Annotated in this window: 21 protein-coding genes and 1 other annotated feature; of the genes, 13 read left to right on the forward strand and 8 right to left on the reverse strand. The window is 35.2% G+C overall.

The genetic code is table 11. From position 1 onward, the window contains the following. Window positions 1–757: 757 nt before the first annotated feature. On the reverse strand, window positions 758–1,159 hold the full coding sequence (locus MKY71_RS07895) for a hypothetical protein (RefSeq protein WP_340732114.1): 402 nt from the start codon (window positions 1,157–1,159) through the stop codon (window positions 758–760). 246 nt (window positions 1,160–1,405) lie between these two features. Here MKY71_RS07895 and MKY71_RS07900 point away from each other — a divergent pair, with 246 nt between their 5' ends. Beyond that, complete coding sequence (locus MKY71_RS07900; RefSeq protein WP_340732115.1) at window positions 1,406–1,903, forward strand: hypothetical protein; 498 nt, start codon at window positions 1,406–1,408, stop codon at window positions 1,901–1,903. Between the two features lie 328 nt (window positions 1,904–2,231). Here MKY71_RS07900 and MKY71_RS07905 read toward each other — a convergent pair whose 3' ends face one another. The 3 genes from MKY71_RS07905 to MKY71_RS07915 form a co-directional block, all read right to left on the reverse strand. Then, a complete protein-coding gene (locus tag MKY71_RS07905) occupies window positions 2,232–2,660 on the reverse strand; it encodes a VOC family protein (RefSeq protein WP_340732116.1) in 429 nt (142 codons plus the stop codon). A 166-nt stretch (window positions 2,661–2,826) separates the two neighbouring features. Further along, entirely contained in the window at window positions 2,827–3,243 is a 417-nt protein-coding gene (locus MKY71_RS07910; RefSeq protein ID WP_340732117.1) for a protein-disulfide isomerase, read from the reverse strand. A 179-nt stretch (window positions 3,244–3,422) separates the two neighbouring features. Continuing rightward, entirely contained in the window at window positions 3,423–3,899 is a 477-nt protein-coding gene (locus MKY71_RS07915) for a hypothetical protein (protein WP_340732118.1), read from the reverse strand. A gap of 228 nt (window positions 3,900–4,127) precedes the next feature. On the opposite strand from MKY71_RS07915, the gene MKY71_RS07920 reads away from it, so the two are divergent. After that, complete coding sequence (locus MKY71_RS07920) at window positions 4,128–4,568, forward strand: NUDIX hydrolase (protein ID WP_340732119.1); 441 nt, start codon at window positions 4,128–4,130, stop codon at window positions 4,566–4,568. A 240-nt stretch (window positions 4,569–4,808) separates the two neighbouring features. On the opposite strand, the gene MKY71_RS07925 is transcribed toward MKY71_RS07920, so the two are convergent. Further along, window positions 4,809–5,180: a hypothetical protein gene (locus MKY71_RS07925; protein ID WP_340732120.1), complete on the reverse strand. Its 372-nt coding sequence runs from the start codon at window positions 5,178–5,180 to the stop codon at window positions 4,809–4,811. A gap of 415 nt (window positions 5,181–5,595) precedes the next feature. On the opposite strand from MKY71_RS07925, the gene MKY71_RS07930 reads away from it, so the two are divergent. The 8 genes from MKY71_RS07930 (at window position 5,596) to MKY71_RS07965 (ending at window position 10,133) form a co-directional block, all read left to right on the forward strand. Then, window positions 5,596–6,165 (forward strand): nucleotidyltransferase domain-containing protein, encoded by a 570-nt coding sequence (locus MKY71_RS07930; protein WP_340732121.1) that lies wholly within the window; start codon window positions 5,596–5,598, stop codon window positions 6,163–6,165. Window positions 6,166–6,389: 224 nt separating this feature from the next. Further along, on the forward strand, window positions 6,390–7,331 hold the full coding sequence (rnz, locus tag MKY71_RS07935; protein WP_340732122.1) for a ribonuclease Z: 942 nt from the start codon (window positions 6,390–6,392) through the stop codon (window positions 7,329–7,331). Window positions 7,332–7,454: 123 nt separating this feature from the next. Continuing rightward, entirely contained in the window at window positions 7,455–7,685 is a 231-nt protein-coding gene (locus MKY71_RS07940; RefSeq protein ID WP_340732123.1) for an acyl-phosphate glycerol 3-phosphate acyltransferase, read from the forward strand. 194 nt (window positions 7,686–7,879) lie between these two features. Further along, window positions 7,880–8,086 carry a hypothetical protein gene (locus tag MKY71_RS07945; protein WP_340732124.1) on the forward strand — a complete coding sequence of 69 codons (207 nt, stop codon included), beginning with the start codon at window positions 7,880–7,882 and terminating at the stop codon, window positions 8,084–8,086. 31 nt (window positions 8,087–8,117) lie between these two features. Further along, window positions 8,118–8,447: a histidine kinase gene (locus MKY71_RS07950; RefSeq protein ID WP_340732125.1), complete on the forward strand. Its 330-nt coding sequence runs from the start codon at window positions 8,118–8,120 to the stop codon at window positions 8,445–8,447. A gap of 123 nt (window positions 8,448–8,570) precedes the next feature. After that, window positions 8,571–8,852 carry a hypothetical protein gene (locus tag MKY71_RS07955; protein ID WP_340732126.1) on the forward strand — a complete coding sequence of 94 codons (282 nt, stop codon included), beginning with the start codon at window positions 8,571–8,573 and terminating at the stop codon, window positions 8,850–8,852. A 127-nt stretch (window positions 8,853–8,979) separates the two neighbouring features. Then, the gene (locus tag MKY71_RS07960; RefSeq protein ID WP_340732127.1) at window positions 8,980–9,642 is read left to right on the forward strand and encodes a UDP-N-acetylmuramyl pentapeptide phosphotransferase; all 663 of its coding nucleotides are present in this window, start codon (window positions 8,980–8,982) and stop codon (window positions 9,640–9,642) included. A 41-nt stretch (window positions 9,643–9,683) separates the two neighbouring features. Continuing rightward, window positions 9,684–10,133: an NUDIX hydrolase gene (locus MKY71_RS07965; protein WP_339199159.1), complete on the forward strand. Its 450-nt coding sequence runs from the start codon at window positions 9,684–9,686 to the stop codon at window positions 10,131–10,133. Between the two features lie 261 nt (window positions 10,134–10,394). On the opposite strand, the gene MKY71_RS07970 is transcribed toward MKY71_RS07965, so the two are convergent. Next, the gene (locus tag MKY71_RS07970) at window positions 10,395–10,733 is read right to left on the reverse strand and encodes a hypothetical protein (protein WP_340732128.1); all 339 of its coding nucleotides are present in this window, start codon (window positions 10,731–10,733) and stop codon (window positions 10,395–10,397) included. Between the two features lie 207 nt (window positions 10,734–10,940). Here MKY71_RS07970 and MKY71_RS07975 point away from each other — a divergent pair, with 207 nt between their 5' ends. Next, window positions 10,941–11,114 carry a tRNA U-34 5-methylaminomethyl-2-thiouridine biosynthesis protein gene (locus MKY71_RS07975; protein WP_339176293.1) on the forward strand — a complete coding sequence of 58 codons (174 nt, stop codon included), beginning with the start codon at window positions 10,941–10,943 and terminating at the stop codon, window positions 11,112–11,114. Between the two features lie 231 nt (window positions 11,115–11,345). Further along, entirely contained in the window at window positions 11,346–13,532 is a 2,187-nt protein-coding gene (locus MKY71_RS07980) for a transglycosylase domain-containing protein (RefSeq protein ID WP_340732129.1), read from the forward strand. Window positions 13,533–13,775: 243 nt separating this feature from the next. On the opposite strand, the gene proC is transcribed toward MKY71_RS07980, so the two are convergent. Continuing rightward, entirely contained in the window at window positions 13,776–14,687 is a 912-nt protein-coding gene (proC, locus tag MKY71_RS07985; RefSeq protein WP_340732130.1) for a pyrroline-5-carboxylate reductase, read from the reverse strand. Beyond that, window positions 14,669–14,880: a binding site (T-box leader), on the reverse strand. (Overlaps the previous gene by 19 nt.) Window positions 14,881–15,253: 373 nt before the next feature. Between proC and MKY71_RS07990 the strand changes: the two genes are divergently transcribed. Next, complete coding sequence (locus MKY71_RS07990; protein WP_340732131.1) at window positions 15,254–16,252, forward strand: MBL fold metallo-hydrolase; 999 nt, start codon at window positions 15,254–15,256, stop codon at window positions 16,250–16,252. 796 nt (window positions 16,253–17,048) lie between these two features. On the opposite strand, the gene MKY71_RS07995 is transcribed toward MKY71_RS07990, so the two are convergent. Further along, window positions 17,049–17,663, reverse strand: a complete 615-nt coding sequence (locus MKY71_RS07995; protein WP_340732132.1) for a hypothetical protein — start codon at window positions 17,661–17,663, stop codon at window positions 17,049–17,051. Window positions 17,664–17,675 lie beyond the last annotated feature (12 nt).

A 17,675-nucleotide genomic window follows, 5' to 3' on the forward strand; every position in this document is an offset into this window, starting at 1 on the left:
CCTTTCCCTAACAAAGTTAGTATGACCAAGAATCGCAAGACAAAATTCAATTCTTCCATAAATTAAATGCTTTCTTCTCTATTCTTTATTTCTATGTGATTAGTATAGAAGGAATACTCTAAAATCTGAGCGGATTGTTCAAATTCTATGGCTATTGATACTTTGTTTTCTTCATCTTTCCAAGTGACATTATATCTTTCCTTAGTGTTAGGTTCCCAACGAATATCAAGGTCAATTTTTTTAATCTTTCAAGTCTTTCCATCTTGTTTAAAATATATCTTTATTGTACCGGAATCTATTATCTAACTTCCAACTTTATTAATAATTACTTCTTTATCAACATCAGGGGACTTACTTTCAACTAAAAAACTCTCTTCAAAATAAATCCAATAAATCCCAATACCCAATGCTTTAAGTGTTGTTTTTTTACAGCTCTAATTTCTCCTTGAATCAATTTCTCACTATTTAAGTTATTCATTTAGAACCCCCTTAAGACTCTAACCTAACAGGGTTACAAGTCTCAAACGTGAAAATTAAAAAACATATTTCGCAAGAATAAGTAGAAAAACAATGCCGAACGTTTAATTAGAATGGTTTTTATGGAATTAAAGTTCTTCCACAATAAAATCACGAATAAACAATTTTCGATAAGAAAAGCGAGAAACGTTATTATATCAACGTTTCCCGCTTTTTAGTGTATATCCAAACTTTCATTTGGGAACGGTTATCTGAAAACAACTTGTATAAATTGGAACTGTTATTCATTAGACGATTCGACCCTAGAGATTACTCCACTATACATTGCTTTCCAGCTACCGTCGTTTTCAATTTCAGCTTGATATAATTCTAGAGTACCTTTATACAAATGTCCTTCAACATCTTTTTTAAATTCGAAAAACTCAGGTTGTTGTCTTAATTCATCTAAGTTGGCATAATATAATTCCGTTTTATAAATAGGTAATCCAGTAGGTGTGCGTAAATTTTCTTCGGTAGTTAAGTAGGAAACACCTTGGGAATCTAAAACTGTTAGAACCTCCGTAGAATAACTGTCATCCTTTAACTCTTTCAACAGTGTAATTGCATAAACATTATTTGAAAATGTAAAAATACCACAAGCCAATACTGCTGATAATGAAAATAAACTTAATTTCTTTTTCACCAATATCCACCTCCCAATAATTGTATATATCTATATTCCACTAGATAGATTTAAAAACCTTCCCAAAACAGGATTTGGTGTATTTATTGTATTTGAAATGTGTGGTTACAGAAGCTTTGTTACTTATTCTTTCAACTGTGCGCTTTCTTGAATAAAAGGATTGGCCCTGTATGTGTTTTAAATTAACAGACAATATTTTGTAACTTTACTTTGAAAATGTCGACTAATTTAAAAAGGAGATATTTTATGAATAATTTAATTCGATTGGGATTTTCATTAATGATGTTATTCACATTTTTAGGTTGTAGTAATGTCGAAGAAGAGACATCTAAAAGTATAAGTAAAAGCAATATAATTACAGAGTTAAATAATCGTGAAAAACCACCAGCTATAAACTTAAAAATTGGCGAAAACGAGATTAAAACTTACCGAGGAACTTATAGTTGGAGTTATTTTGATAAAAGTTCAGGGCAAGTAGTAACTGTGGAGGCAGATCATGCTCCCCCAAACGAGATGGTGAATATCGAACAAGGAGTTAGAGTTAATCTGGCCGAAACTATAAAATTAGATTTTGAAAAAGAACCAACTCAATATGAGATAAGAGTCTGGGACAATAATAATGTGATTGCAACGTATAATACATTTGAAGAAATAAAAGAAAAAGGGAAATATATAGTTGAAATAGTGGGAACATGGGGAGGTAGTACCGCTACTTATGTAACTGCCTTTGATATTCAATATTAATTAGTTAATGTTACACTATAATCTCAGATATTGAATTAAATATTCTTAGTTATTCAATTAAAGGGCGCGATTCTATAACAAGGAATTGTGACTTTTATTGTTTCCACCATAAAAATGGTACTTCAAAGGATTTATTGGTAATTTATTTAAAGGCTATTAATTTAAGAGGAGTGAGCCGACCGACAGACGTAGTTAAATATCTAGGTGAATTCCATGATAAAGTTTATAAGTTATTTTAAGGAAGCGTATATGAGTATAAAATTGATGTTAGATAGAAAACAAAAAGAATTGCCATTTCTATTTGAATGGTAATTCTTTTTATATAAATTTATTTATTCATTTTATCTCTTTCTTGCATTTTTCTAACATTATCTGAGTGGTAAGGGGAACCATCTACTTCCTTAACCACACTAAAAGGGTTACCATCCAAATCAAAGAAATCAAAAAATTTCATTCCACCAATATCATCTATTTCTGTCGTAACGATGCCATTTTGTTCAAGTTTTTGATGGGCAGTTTCGATATCATCAACGATAAAATTAAAATAAGTGTTTTTCCGATCCTCCTGGATAATAAACTCAGTAGGCTGAGGGGATTCAACTTTTATCAAGGCTAATTGTGCTGTTCCGTTTGGTAAATAAAAGCCAGCACCCTCTCTCCAACTATCAATTAGCTTAACACCAAGAAACTTTACATACCAATCTGTAGATCTTTCAATATCTGTAACCGGAATAAATATACTTCCTACTTTAAACATAGTCGTCCTCCTTTAATACATGGTTTTTAACTATATAGAGAATATAATCAAGAAGCTTTATAAATATCGCAAAAGGTAAAAATGCTTAGTTGGGTTTCTAAAAATCACAAAAGCCAGTATCTTTAAAAGGATTACTGGCTTTATTATCAACTATAATTCGTTTCGATTATAAGGGCTTTGCCTTACGAATGTATTCCATTCCATCGGCATCCACAATGATATGTTCTTTAAATTTAGTAAATTCTAATGAAACACCGTCATCAGCTGTAATAATATATTTATCATCTTTGACTTCTACCTTAGCATTAGTATATTCTCTCTCAACATGGGGACTTTCCATATCTTCAGTTACTACAACCTTGTCAAGAATACTCTTTCTATCATCATTTACAAAAGTTCCATTAATTGTGAGTTCATTTTCATCCAAATAAATCATATATCGATCACTTTGATAATAATGAGATTCAAAATCCTCAGCTTTTGCAACTTTATCAGGATTATTTGATGAACCTTGTTGATCACATCCAAATAGCATTAAAGCGCTGCCAATACTAAGCAATGCTAACGAAAGAATTTTTTTCATAAATTCCCCTCCCAATTTTTTAAAGTTAATTAGTCAATTTTATCGATCTAATTAGTTATACGGAAAAGAATGTATGAAAGTTTCAATTTTCTGAATTCAAAACGTAAATAGCACTTTTAGAATAACGAAACGCCTTTTGAATGTGTCCCTAAAGCGATTATTAATATGGTAACGGATTTTTAATTCATCGTAAAAATAATGTCCTGCTGAAGTTTTGGTTTCACTTTTACATACTTCATTTCAATAATAGGGCCTGTATTAACAAGGAGGTAAGAGTCTTTAAATTCAAAAACAAGTGACCTTAAAATTTCATAATTTGTGTCTTTATAACCATAACCAATGACTTGATTAATGTTATTGTCAACAAAGCTGAATCTAGAATTAAGTATAAAATAATCGTTAGAAATAATTGGTTCTGTTGTAAACTTTAATGGTTCAGGAGTTTGTTGTTCATGAATGATTAATAAATCTTGTCCTTTGGGATCTTCAGACCATTCTAACCTCCAATACCAACTTTCCGATGTTACAGGATTTTTTAGGTTAATCACAAATTCACTTGATGTAAGTTCTAATTTCTCATTAATAAAAAGCTGGTGTGCATAGATTCCTACAAGTAAACAGTTCTTTATGTGTTTTTTAACGTGGCTTTGATTCATGTATCCTGCTCCTTTTGTTAACCCATATTTAACATTACCAAAGCGACGTTTGGGAGTAGTACTGATTAAATTTTATATTGTAAAGGTTTTTAATGTGGTAATAATTGGTGATTCATATAGGATATAGTTTATAGTGTCTATAACCTGGCGGATTTCTGCAAAAAATGCGTCTACGAAATTAAATGGGCAAGTACTAAAGAAATAATTATGAATTTTAGGGGGTATTTAATGTTTGTTGTAAATGTAGAAGGGGCAATTCGTCGAAATGAAAAATGGCTTTTAATCCGCAGAAGTGAAAAGGAAGAGCATGCTGGTGGTGGTCTCTCATTAGTAGGAGGGAATTGTGAAATTGAAGGTAATTCGTCAGATATTCTGGAAAGAACTTTAAAACGAGAAATTTTTGAAGAAGTAGGTAGCGAAATTACAGGCATTCAATATGTAAATAGCTCCTCCTTCGTTACAGAATCAGGGATAAATGTGATTGATATTGTTTTCCTATGTCATCATAAATGTGGAGAACCTTACGCTAAAAGTACTGAAGAAGTGGATGAGGTTATTTGGATGACTACATCAGAGGTACTTGCACATACAGAATTACCTTTATTTCTAAAAGAAAACATTAAACTTGCAGAGAAAATACTACAGGATAATTTGCAGGTGAAATATTAGCTTAGTGGAAATATTAAGATTGAAGATCAACTACATTATCAAAACACGTTAATAAAAAGTAAATTTAATAATATTATTTAACTGACCAACTAATAATAAATTTTGCTTAGGAACGAGATTTTATCGGAAATGAACTAGATATTGTGAAATATTAAAATAGGTAAGAGCTATCCACAAAAGTTTGTAGGATAGCTCTTACAATTAATCGGTATTGCAAAATTTAAGAGTGTAAATTCCTTTTTAAGCGACTCTTAAAGCTAGCTGAGCTAATAATTGGATAGCAGCCTGAACTACTACATCAATTTGAACTTCGGTTTGTCTTACAGTGATTGCATCAGAGTCAATAATAGTAACGTTTTGAATTTCAGTTTGAGTAACATCTAAATTTTGAGCTATTCTTTGAAGATTGCTTATATCAGCATTTTCATTGGAGCCTAAAACTACAACGGCAGCTTCGATAGCAGCTTGTAGGGCAGCTTGAACTACCACAAGACCTTGAACTTCCGTTTGAGTTACGTCAACAGTATGAGAATTTTGAATAAATAATCCTTGATTTTGAGTTTGAATTACTTCTAGATTATCTTCAGTGTTTTGGTTTCCAGTAACCGGCATAAATAATCATCTCCTTTCGGGTTTAATTGGTATTACGTCACTAGATTATGCTTTAGTTGAAAAAGACTGTGGACGAATATCTTAGGTAACTATGACTTTATTCAAATGGTGTTTAGCCTATTAGCCGATTAACTAGCTGCTTGAAATAATCTAGGCATTTATTTTATTAGAAGAGTGTTTATATAGGTTTATGTTTAAGAGCGAGAGGAATATATTTGCCAACGTGGGTAGATATAAAAATGTAATCGTGTATTGACGTTAAACCAAAAGAAGTAGCTTTAAAAGTTCAGTCCTTATTTAATTAATAAGGGTGATATTATTCAATAATCGGTGCGTTTATTGAAGGATGTAAAAATATTGTCGAGTTGTACATATGCTCTTTTTAAAGTAAGAATTTTAGATTTGGGGGATTTTTATGTCATTTGAACAATGCCAAAATGTAACTTCTTTGATGGCAAAATTTAATAAAACTTGGTTCATCGCTGGAGGATGGGCGATTGATCTTTTTATGGGGAAAGAAACAAGAGAACATAAAGATATAGAGATTGCTATATTTCGAAAAGACCAACTAAATTTAAAAGCGTATTTAAAAGAATGGGAGTTTAAGAAAGTAATTAAAAGCGAATTCCATAATTGGGGAAATGAATTTTTAGAGCTACCTATACACGAAATTCATGCTACCAATAAGTTAAATGAAAATAAAATTGAAGTTCTTCTAAACGAAGCAAAAGATAATGATTGGGAATTCAGAAGAGATTTGAGGATTTCCTCACCTCTAAATTCAGTGTGGAGTTATTCTGATATGGGTATTCCTTATCTAAATCCAGAAATCGTACTTTTATATAAGGCGAAGAATACAAGAGAAAAAGACCATCAAGATTTTATTACAGTAAAGGACCATCTTGATTATAAGAAGAGACAATGGCTCAAATCTGCTCTTGAACTTCACGAACCCGAGCATAAATGGATTCAATTTTTAATCTAATATTTTTCAACTAACCAGTTAAATCATTTTCCACAAACTTGCGCGATCCTTCAAAAAGAAGATTTCGTTTTTCAATGAAATAGGGATTTTTATCATCCACCTGGCCATTTCATTTGCCGCGCCATTTTTACTTTGCATAAACTTGTTTGCCACCTATAATAAAGACAACGATAGTAAAAAGCTTCTACATGAGGCAAACTAATCTCGTGTTAGGAGGAAATGACATGCAGATCCAATTTTTAGGTACCGGTGCAGGGATGCCTTCAAAAGAGCGCAATACGAGTTCGATCGCATTCAAACTGCTGGAAGAACGCGGCTCGATTTGGCTGTTTGATTGTGGGGAAGCGACCCAGCATCAAATTTTGCATACAACAATTAAACCGCGTAAAATCGATAAAATCTTTATTACGCATTTACACGGCGACCATATTTTCGGGCTGCCCGGCTTTTTAAGCTCCCGGTCTTTTTTAGGCGGGGAGGACATGCTTACAATTTACGGGCCGGCCGGGTTACAACAATGGATTGAACAAACATTGCAATTATCAAAAACCCATTTAACGTATCCGATTGAATTTGTCGAAGTAAAAGATGGCATCGTGTTTGAAGATGAGCAGTTTACGGTGCGTGCACTGCCGCTGCAGCATGTTGTCCCCTGCTTTGGTTACCGGATTGAACAAAAGCCGATGCAGGGCGAGTTGTTGATCGACAAGGCTTTGGCATTAGGTGTGCCAAAAGGTCCGCTATTAGGCCAATTAAAAGCAGGTCATTCTGTGCAGCTGGAAGATGGCACTGTTGTCAAAAGTAGTGATGTAACGTCACCACCACAGCAAGGGTTCACGGTAGCCATTTTAGGGGATACGAAATATTGCGAAAACAGTATCCGTTTAGCACAAAACGCTGATGTTGTCGTACACGAAGCAACCTTTGACCATTCCACAATAGAACTGGCGGGCAAGTACGGACATGCGACAAATACGGAAGCGGCAACTGTCGCGAAAGAAGCACAAGCGAAACATTTACTGTTAAATCACATTAGCGCCCGTTTTTTAAAGCATGATCTCATTCCGTTTTTGGAGGAAGCTCAAGCAATTTTTGAAAACAGTTATTTAGCAAATGATTTCAGCCAATTTGAGTGGCGGAAAAGCGAATTGCTGGAAATGGAATAGATGAATTGAGATTGAGGTGTATAGTAAACGGGGGGAATGTTTACTATACACCACTTTATTTTTAAGAGAATTTTGTTCAATTGCAGAAATATTCCGCTATAATGGAGAAAAGGGGGATGAATGATGCAGCAACCGACAATTTCACCGAAAGTATTACGATTGCTAGTTATTTTTCCAAATGTCATGAGCTATATTCTGTTATTTGGGGTCGTTGTGTACATACGAACAAACTTGGACATACTGAAGGCGACAGATGGCTTAACGATGTGGCTGATCATTGCCGCAGTATTAGGTCCGATCTCGCTCTATACGACATTCAGTATTGTAAAGCGCATTAAGAATGGATTATTGTAAAGATTCCGGTTCACTTAAGGAGAAAATTAAATAAATCACATGCCAAAGCACTCAGTTATTTTTTGAACTGAGTGTTTTTTAATAGAGGGATCAGTCTGAAAAGTACTGTAAAAATTTTGAAACTAATGGTAATTTCAACCGTATATTAGTTATTATACAAGTTGGGACGGTGATGATAGGTGATATTGGTTATATTGTCATGGGCTTTGCTATACGGGGTTACGATTTGGACTTATTTAAACCCTAAAGAAAGCTTGTTATGGGGAAGAAGAGGATTATACAAAGAAGAACCTGAAATCACTGAACGTGCCATTCAAAATACTAAAAAGAAAGCCTTAATTACGATTATCATCCTTCCAATCATCGCTCTACTATTTATTCTTTCCATTAAAATTTTATAAATTGTAATTCTAGACTGCGGAGGGAAGGCTCTTGAAAAAAATAATTCTCTTTAACTTATTATTTTGTATAGTAGTGATTTTTGTTGCGTTCAATTATTATAATAGTAAATCTCGAGGCGCGGTAGTATTCCATTATGTGGAGAACTACATGGAAACGAACTATGGGATTGAACGGGGAAATATCATTTTAGTAGAAAATAATTTCCGTAGAGGCATGGGGTTGTTTGAAATAGAAGTGAAAGATACCGTTACGGAAAACGACTACTTTTATGAAGTCGATATTCGAGAAGACTATTCATTAATCTATATAAGGGATCTTTCAGAGGAACATCGAAAAAATAAGGCGGATCAAGAAAGTTGAGAGGTGGGAATTGATGAAGCAAATTTATGCTTTTGAAAGTATATGGGATTATGTTTCCGTTTCACCAAGTAGTTAATCAGATTGTGTTAATATACTCCTAAGTCTTTATATCAGGAGGTTCACATGAATTTGATCGCGCAACATCCTTATTTTAAAGTAGAAAGAACTGTTACAGGTACTGAACAGTTTGAAATAGAGCATGACCGAATCATTTACTTATACAATGACAAAGTGGTTACGCAGAATCGAGAATTTCCGATTAACATTGTGATGGATTTTTCTTACCGGAAAATTGCCAGTCAAGGGGGGATTTTATATTTACATACCCTTCAAGGGGTCTATACGTATATCGTGAAATCTTCACCGGAAGCGTTCATCAATGCATATAGAGCATACTTCAAGTGAAAAGCAGTATTCAATGAATTGGATTTTTATGGTAGTATACGGAGTGAGTCTTGAATAAATACTAAAAGTTTATTCGTATAACAAGGAGGAGAATTTTGTTATATTTAACATTATTGATGCTTTGGCTATGGTCGTTTTGACGACGAAGCTTACTCAAAAATTTAATTTATCAAGCAACTGGTTCATCGTCGGTCAAATTAGCGCATCATTATTCATCATATTGTTTGGTGATCTTGAAGTTAGTTATATTAATCAAATTGAATTAGGATATTTGGCGATTCCATTTTCTTTATTATTCCTAGTAGGGTTCACTAATGTAATGAATATAGAAGAAGAACAGCAACCATTAATTTTGCTGTTACCTTGTATTTCTTTACTTTGTCTTTCCGCAGCTGCTTTTGTTATGGGGTTCACATTTGTTTCGATTACCGGCCTATTTGCTGTATTAACAATTATGTTGTGTCGTTCAGTTATAGGAGAAAAGGTTTTAGAAAGATCCTTTACTACATCGATCGGTTTTGTAATGGCAGTATTATCCCTGATGCTATTTAAAAGTTCATTTATTACAATTTACATACCGATTTTTACATTGGCATTACCGTTAGCAATTTATCTTATTTTACAAATGAAAATAACAAGTGCACAGGCAATGATAATTAGTGCTTCAATTGCTGTATTATTCGGATTACTAATGTTTATCATTCCGTTTAACGTAGTATGGTACTTGGTCGTTGGGGCAACAGTCGTTTTAGCTATTTCACAATTTTCGAGGAAGTATCGATTTATTTAGTGATTTTCAAGTTTCATTTAAACTAGTAGTAGGTGATGACTTTGGGATATATTATGGAATTGCGCAAAAAGATTGGTACTGATCCAATCATTATGGTGGGAGCTTGCGTTTTAATAGTGAATGAGAAGACACAGTTACTTCTACAACATAGAAAAGATAATAATAGCTGGGGACTTCCTGGTGGAGCGATGGAATTAGGTGAAAGCTTGGAAGAAGTGGCAGTGAGGGAAATGGAAGAGGAAACCGGATTAACCCCCACACGGTTGGAATTATTCAGAACATTTTCAGGTAAAGAGTTTTATTATAAATATCCTCATGGTGATGAAGTTTATAACGTTGTTACCGCCTTTATCTGTAAAAACTATGAAGGTTCGATTAAATTCGATGAATCAGAAGCAACGGATATACGATTTTTCGATTTAACAGATTTACCGGTAATCAGTCCTCCAGATGATCCGGTAATTAAGGATTTCTTGAAAACTTGTAACTAATAATATATAGCTAAAGTAAAACGCTCAGAAATAGAAATCTGAGCGTTTTTCATTAATATTCTATAGAGAGACGATACTTAATGCGTTCTCCGATTTCATGTTCTTCATCGTTCATCGCATCATATAAAGCTTGCATATTATATCGAGTAAGGTCATTGATATCCTTAGCTATAAAACGTACTGCATGGAGAACCTGAGATAAATCAGCCACTTGTTCTTCTGTAAGTGAACCTTTATCATCATAAGTTAAAAAATACCTATCTACCTTGGACAGTTTAGAATACAATTCCGGATGGGCGGACTCAGTACGGAGTCTAAAAAAAGGTTTTCCGATGCGGTATTAAATAATCTTGAAAGTCTAAAGATTTCATTTTTGTTTTCTTCAGTTATAGGCTGAGAAAAATCAAACATTAATAGCTGCTCTGCCGCATCTTCCCATAAATAGAGGTCGCTTCTATAATGATTACCAATTTGTTCTTCCAGGGTACTTACTTTTTCCTCTAATTGATTTGCTTCAATTTTTGTTGTGAGGTTAAACAAAACAACTGTTAAAAAAGCTACTACTATTACAAATCCAATTACATACTTCAACCATTTCACTTTATCACACTCCACTATTTATACATCAACAACAATTTTTAAACCTCTATAGCCCTAAATAAATATTTTCCAATTTAAATAAATAAATGTTTTATATTACTATTTTAACATAAATAACCTAATGTGAATTGAAGTGATATAGGAGAGAGATAGAATTCTAGTGAGTTTCTCTAATGTAAAATGGTGAAAAGATTTAGGAGGTAGAGATTGAAAAAGTTACTTGGTTTAATAATAGGAACAGTTGCAGGTTGGCTAATATGGGGATACTTTACGGATGATTTTTCAGGGGAAAGGCTGTTCATGTTTTTAACGGGAATCATTATGGGGTATATAATCGGTAGAATTGTCCCAAAACGAAAAAAGGTTGATTTAGGAACTTGATGGTTGCTTATTTTTATAAGTATTTAATAAATGGGGCGTGATTCTTAATTAAGAATTAGCGCCCTTTTATTATTGTGGAGCCCCATTATATAGGAGATATGATATGAATACTTGGGTTTTAGTAGAGGACAAAGTAGCGGTTTATCAAAAACCTATTGACTATGCATATTTCCTAACTAACAATAACCTTTATGCAGAAACTGAATCGTAAGACTAAAGGTGGAACGAAACGTGAAAAGAGTGGAAAGAAGACAGCAGCAAAAATTAACCGGGCGGGTATGGCGTAAGGTTAAAGATAAAAAAATAATCATGAAAGTAATAGTGGGACTTTCCATATTTTTATTGTGCTGTTTGCTCGTATTTAATATTTTTATATGGAAAAGTGATGTCAGTAAACTCGAAGAACCTACGCCGCAGCCAACGATTATTTATGATCAAAATGGAGAGGTAGCCAGTAAAGTAACAGGTTCCAAAATAGATGGCGTCAATATAGATCAAATTCCGGAACATCTGATTCATGCTGTAATTGCAACGGAAGACCAGAAGTTTTACAAGCATAGTGGGATTAATATGATAGGAATTGTCCGTGCAATGACTCAAAACACGATGAGTGGAGAAATTGTTGCTGGAGGAAGTACGATTACACAGCAGTTGGCTAAAAACGTCTTTCTAACACAAGAACGTACCTACACGAGGAAGTTTAAAGAGCTTATTTTGACGAAAAAAATTGAACGGACATATGAGAAAGACGAAATTATGGAACGCTACTTGAATCAGATCTATTTTGGTGAAGGAGCCTGGGGCGTGCAGCGTGCTTCCCAAACATATTTCGGCAAAGACGTCAGTGAATTAACATTAGGGGAGTCGGCCATGCTTGCAGGTTTGATTAAAGCGCCTTCGATTTTATCACCTATAAAAGATATGGATAAATCAGTTCAACGGAGAGACCTTGTTCTATCATTAATGGAAAAGGAAGGGTACATTACTCCAAATGAAGTGAAAGATGGAAAAGCACAACCTATCGTAGTAGAGGGTAAAAAATTTGATGAGTATAAGGGGAAATATCCTTATTATGTAGATCATATTATTGACGAAGCGATTAAACAATACGGGCTTACAGAAAATGAAGTTCTCTCAGGCGGACTTCATATTTATACAGAACTGAATCCTGCAATCCAAAATACAATTGAACAGGTATATAACGGTAATGAAGTGTTTCCTGAAGGGCAATCTGACCAGCTCATCCAAAGTGGGGCAATCTTTATCAATCCGTCAACTGGTGGAATCAGTGCTCTTGTTGGAGGAAGGGGAGACCATACTTTTAGAGGATTTAATCGAGCTACACAATTAAAACGTCAACCAGCCTCCGCTATAAAACCATTGGCGGCATATACTACTGCTCTGGAACAAGGCTATGAAATGTATGATAAATTGCCAGATACACCGATTAATATTGACGGATATCAGCCAATGAACTATGACAAACGATTCCATGGAGAAGTCACAATGTATGAAGCATTGGTAAATTCATACAATATCCCACCGGTATGGCTATTAAATAATATGGGATTGAAATCCGGTATTAATGCAGTGGAGCGTTTTGGCATTGAATTGAAAGAAGAGGATCATAATTTAGGTTTAGCACTTGGTGGTTTGAATGAAGGGGTTTCTCCTTTACAAATGGCTCAGGCGTATTCAACATTTCCTAATGATGGGGTAATGGTAGAAGCGCATGCCATACAAAAAATTGAAGATGCAGACGGCAAGATCATTGCTAAGTGGGAGCACAATGAGACGAACGTGACAAAGCCCCTAGTTGCTCAAGAAATAACATATATGCTTAAAGGTGTTGTCGAAGAAGGTTCAGCGAAAAATGCCCAAGTAGAAGGATGGGAAATAGCCGGCAAAACGGGCACATCAGAGCTTCCATTTGCGAATTCCGGTGGTGCAAAGGATCACTGGTTTGTTGGATATACACCAGAAATAGTGGGCGCAATATGGATGGGCTATGATCAAACAGATGAAAATCATTATTTATCGGGAACTGGCGGAATGACTGCCACAAAGGTTTTCAATAAAATTTTGACCGAATCGATTACTGAGTTTAATCAAAAAGAATTTGCCCTACCGCTACTGGCCAAACAGTTAAAAGAACAGGAAAAGAAAGAGAAAGAGCAGAAGAAGAAAGAAATGAAAGAGATGAAAGTGAAGAATAAAGAGAAAAAGGAGAAGGATAAAGAGAGAAAAGAGAAAGATAAAGAGAGAAAAGAGAAAGATAAAGAGAGAAAAGAGAAGGATAAAGAGAGAAAAGAGAAGGATAAAGAGAGAAAAGAGAAAGATAAAGACAAAGACAAAGAGAGAAAAGAGAAAGATAAAGAGAGGAAAGAAAAAGATAAAGAGAAGAAAGATAAAGAATAATTTAGGATACATTGTGATTTTACTTTAGCGGTTAAGATGTGAACCTTGGGTATCTTTATAATATCGAAGTTTCAAGGTGGGGTAATCATGGTATTTCCCAGGAAAAGTAAATGATTACAAAGAAAAAGCTTGATTCTTTTTGAGGAACCAAGCTTTTTGGAGGTTGGGCTGCTGAAAATTAAGTTCATCAGGAGCCCTATAGTATTTAAAGTTATATTCTACTAATAAGTTCAACGAGTATGTTTATTCCCCGCGCGCTAGTTCTCTTGAGCGGTTTTCCGCACTTCGAACACAGTTCACAATCGCTTCGTTAAAGGACATCGATTCAAGTGCTTTAATTCCGGCTTCTGTCGTGCCCCCTGGACTCGTTACTTTTCTGCGCAATATAGAAGGTTCCACATTTCCGGATTTCAGCATTTCCGCTGAACCGGCTATTGTCTGTACCATCAGTTCCCGCACGACTTCTTTAGATAGCCCAAACTCAGCACCGGCCTGTTCAAATGCTTCAACCAAATAGTATAAATAGGCAGGGCCACTTCCAGCAAGTGCTGTAACAGCATGCAGTTTCTCTTCTTCCACTTCAATGACAATGCCGATCGCTTCAAGCATTTGAATATAAAGTGAACGCTGCACGTCTGTAACATGAGGATTGAACGCGATACCGGATGCAGACATGCCGATTTGTGCGGATGTGTTTGGCATGACACGAGCAATCGATCGGTTGCCGAGATACTGTTCAATTGTTTCAATCGTTACACCGGCGAGCACAGAAATAATAGCCGTATCTGCTCCTAAATGTGGTGCGATTATTTCCATCGCAGCGCGGGCATCCTTTGGTTTCATTGCCAAAATGACAAGATCCGCATCCAGCAATTGAGTATGGTCCTCCAACAGTTTAACATCGTAGCTTTCGACCAATTCTTTAAGGCGTTCTTTATTGGACCGATTGGATATAAACAGGGAATGTGGATGGATGACATTCTTTTTGGTCCAACCGTGAATAAGCGCTTCTGCCATCGATCCTGCGCCGATAAAAATAATTTTTTGCATATTATATCCCTCCGATTTTTTAATCCGATTCCATTTTGCATTAAGACTTCGTTTAACAAATAAAAAAGCATCTCCATCCCTACTAATGTAAGGACGAAAATGCATAAATTTCCGCGGTACCACCTTTGTTCACACATAATGTGTGCAGCTTCAGCCTTTTTATCGCAAAGGATACGGTTATGTTGTCATAACGGCTCAAAAGGAGGTTCAATTATTTCAGCGGGTTATGCCGATTTCAGCAAAGACGGCACTCTCTAAAACCTTAAAATAATTTACTTGGCTTTTTCGTTGCCTGTAAATTTTGAATTATCCAAAATTATAGTGCTGTATTGAAAAACTGTCAACCTTTGACGTGACGAATGAAGAAAAAAGAGTTAAAATAAATGAATAGTCATTCATTGCGAGCGAATCGATTACGTCTCGGCGTAATTGGCGTCCAGATTTTTTTGAGTTGAGACCAACAGGACGTGGGTCAGTCAGCCGTTGTCGCAGGATGCGGCGTTTATAGGCTGACTTCCTCATTAAATTCCTTTTAAAATCTGTGACATCTGCCAGAGGCTTATCTTTATTCAGCTGGCTTTTTGTCCAGCAGCTGAGTTAAACAAAACAAGCAGCTATCACCTACTTGAAGAGGTGAGTGATTGCTGAATTAAAATAAAGGGGATTAAACTATGGAAGTACATAAAATTGTTATACCTACACCATATGCAGTGGGAGATGTAAATGCTTTTTTAGTAAAGGGAGATGCGCTGACATTATTTGATGCAGGTCCGAAAACCGAAGAAGCGTATGAAGCGATCAAATGGGGGCTGCGCGCTGCGGGTTATGATATGAAAGATGTAGAACAAGTCGTCTTAACGCACCATCATCCGGATCATGCCGGTTGGATCGATGCATTTCCAGGGGCGGAAGTATTAGGCCATCAATATGTTGATTACTGGATGAAAAAAGAGCCGGAATTTCTGCAGTATCATGAGCGATTTTTCAAAAAGCTTTTAATCGAGCAAGGGGTGCCTGAAAAATATGTAGACCGGATTTTACATGTTAAAGGCGAAATTGAACTATTCGGTACGATTCCATTGACGGGTTATTTAAAAGAAGGCGATGAAGTGCCGGGCCATCCTGGTATGAAAGTTTATGAAACACCCGGGCATGCGCAAAGCCATCTGATTTTTGTTGAAGAGAATACCCGCGAATGCATTGGCGGTGATTTACTGCTGGAACGCACATCGTCGAATCCATTAGTCGAGCCACCGCTTGATTTATCGATGGAGCGACCTAAATCATTGCTGCAATATAATGAATCACTTAAACGCCTGAAAAATTTAGATATCTCAAAAGTATATACAGGTCATGGCGCAGAACTGACAAATATCGAACCACTCATTGATGAACGGTTGGAGAAACAAAGACAACGCGCATTAAAAGTTTACGGCATGCTTGATACACCACAAACCAACTTTGAAATGACCACTCAATTATTCGAACGCATCTACCAGCAGCAACTTGGCCTGACATTATCGGAAACATTAGGGCAGTTTGATTATTTGATAGATCAAGGTATGGTCGAGATTGAAGAACGTGACGGGATTCAGTTTTATAAGAAAAGTGATATTACTAGTCATGCTTCAAGAGAAGCGAATAAATCATTAAATAAAACTGGGTATTAATAATGAAAAACCTAACTGATAGCGATTGAAGATCTCAGTTCTAAAACAAACTTCTATTTCCAAGTTAATAATAAAGATCACTTTTTTTTGAAGCAAACCAAATTCAAATCAATAAGGAAACATTCAATGACTTAATTCAAAGCGGTGAAAATTTTAAAAATCAATAATTTGAACGCCTCCTAATTAAAAATTGGGAGGTTTTTATGCATAAATAAGATATCAAAGCCAATGAGATAAACAAAGATCGCATCTAGCTTATTGTTGTATCGGATGACTTCAATAGTACAAAAAAGCTGTTGTAACAATTAAGTGTTCTTGCAAGATATGTGAATGTTCCCGTCTCCATTTGTGTGTTTGCTCTCTTGCCTTATATATGCCTATCAAATCCCCAAAAGGGGACAAACGCGGGGAAATAATAATTTTAATTGCTAGATTGTTAAGTGGTACAAAGAGAAAATCCACCTGGTTGCGTTTTAACGCAACAATATATATTTTTTAAATTATTTAAAAGATATAAGATCTTTTTGAGGGACCTTTTGCGGGTTCATCTGGAGGGGCCTTTAGTGGTTCGTTCCAGAAGGGACTGGAACGGGCCAATGGATGGGAGTTATGTGGCCTTGGAAATAAGAGGGCATAATTTGCTAAAGATCCAGTTGAAATTCTATTTTGAGATAATAAATAGGCTAATCAATATTTTTATTAAAAAAGAGCAGAGGAAATGATTTGGTGATTAAAAAAAGCCCAGTAAGATTTATTTATAAATCGTTTACTGAGCTGCATTTATTATAACGAAACCTTATTCTTCTGACGCTGCATCACTATTTTCAGTATCATCTTCAATATCATCAGGGAATACAATGGTATCCGTTTTTTCTCCCGTTTTTTCATCAATGATATTAACGGTTGTTTTAAGATCCTCACTGGACTTGCCATCAAATGCACTGTAAATCATGGAAACATAAGCCAATCCAAACAGGCCGAATGAATCGAAACTATTCTCAAAGGTATCCGCATTTACTGTCACATCAAATTCTGTGAAGTCCTTGTTATACGAAATTTCTTTGAACGATTCGTAGTCCTCGCCGTTGACTAGATCATCAACCGCACTAATGACACCTTGTTCCATTTCCTTCATCATTTTCTTGTGCGCAGATTTACTCATTTTGTAATAAACAGTACCATCTTCATTTACTTTAACTTCTTTAACACCTTTTTCTTTGGCGGCTGCTTCAATTTCTTCTGGCGTTTCACCTTCAAAAAAGTCGGCAGGTAATGTTAATTCCACATCAAGCAAGCCTTTGTCTACTTCAATTCCTTGTTCTTTCTGACTATCCGATTTCTTATCTTCATCGGCATTACAAGCCGTTAAAAATAATAGCGCAGTACTTAAAATAAACAATGTTTTTTTCATCCTGTATACTCC

It is taken from the genome of Solibacillus sp. FSL W7-1324, from assembly GCF_038008025.1.
Taxonomy (GTDB): Bacteria; Bacillota; Bacilli; order Bacillales_A; family Planococcaceae; genus Solibacillus.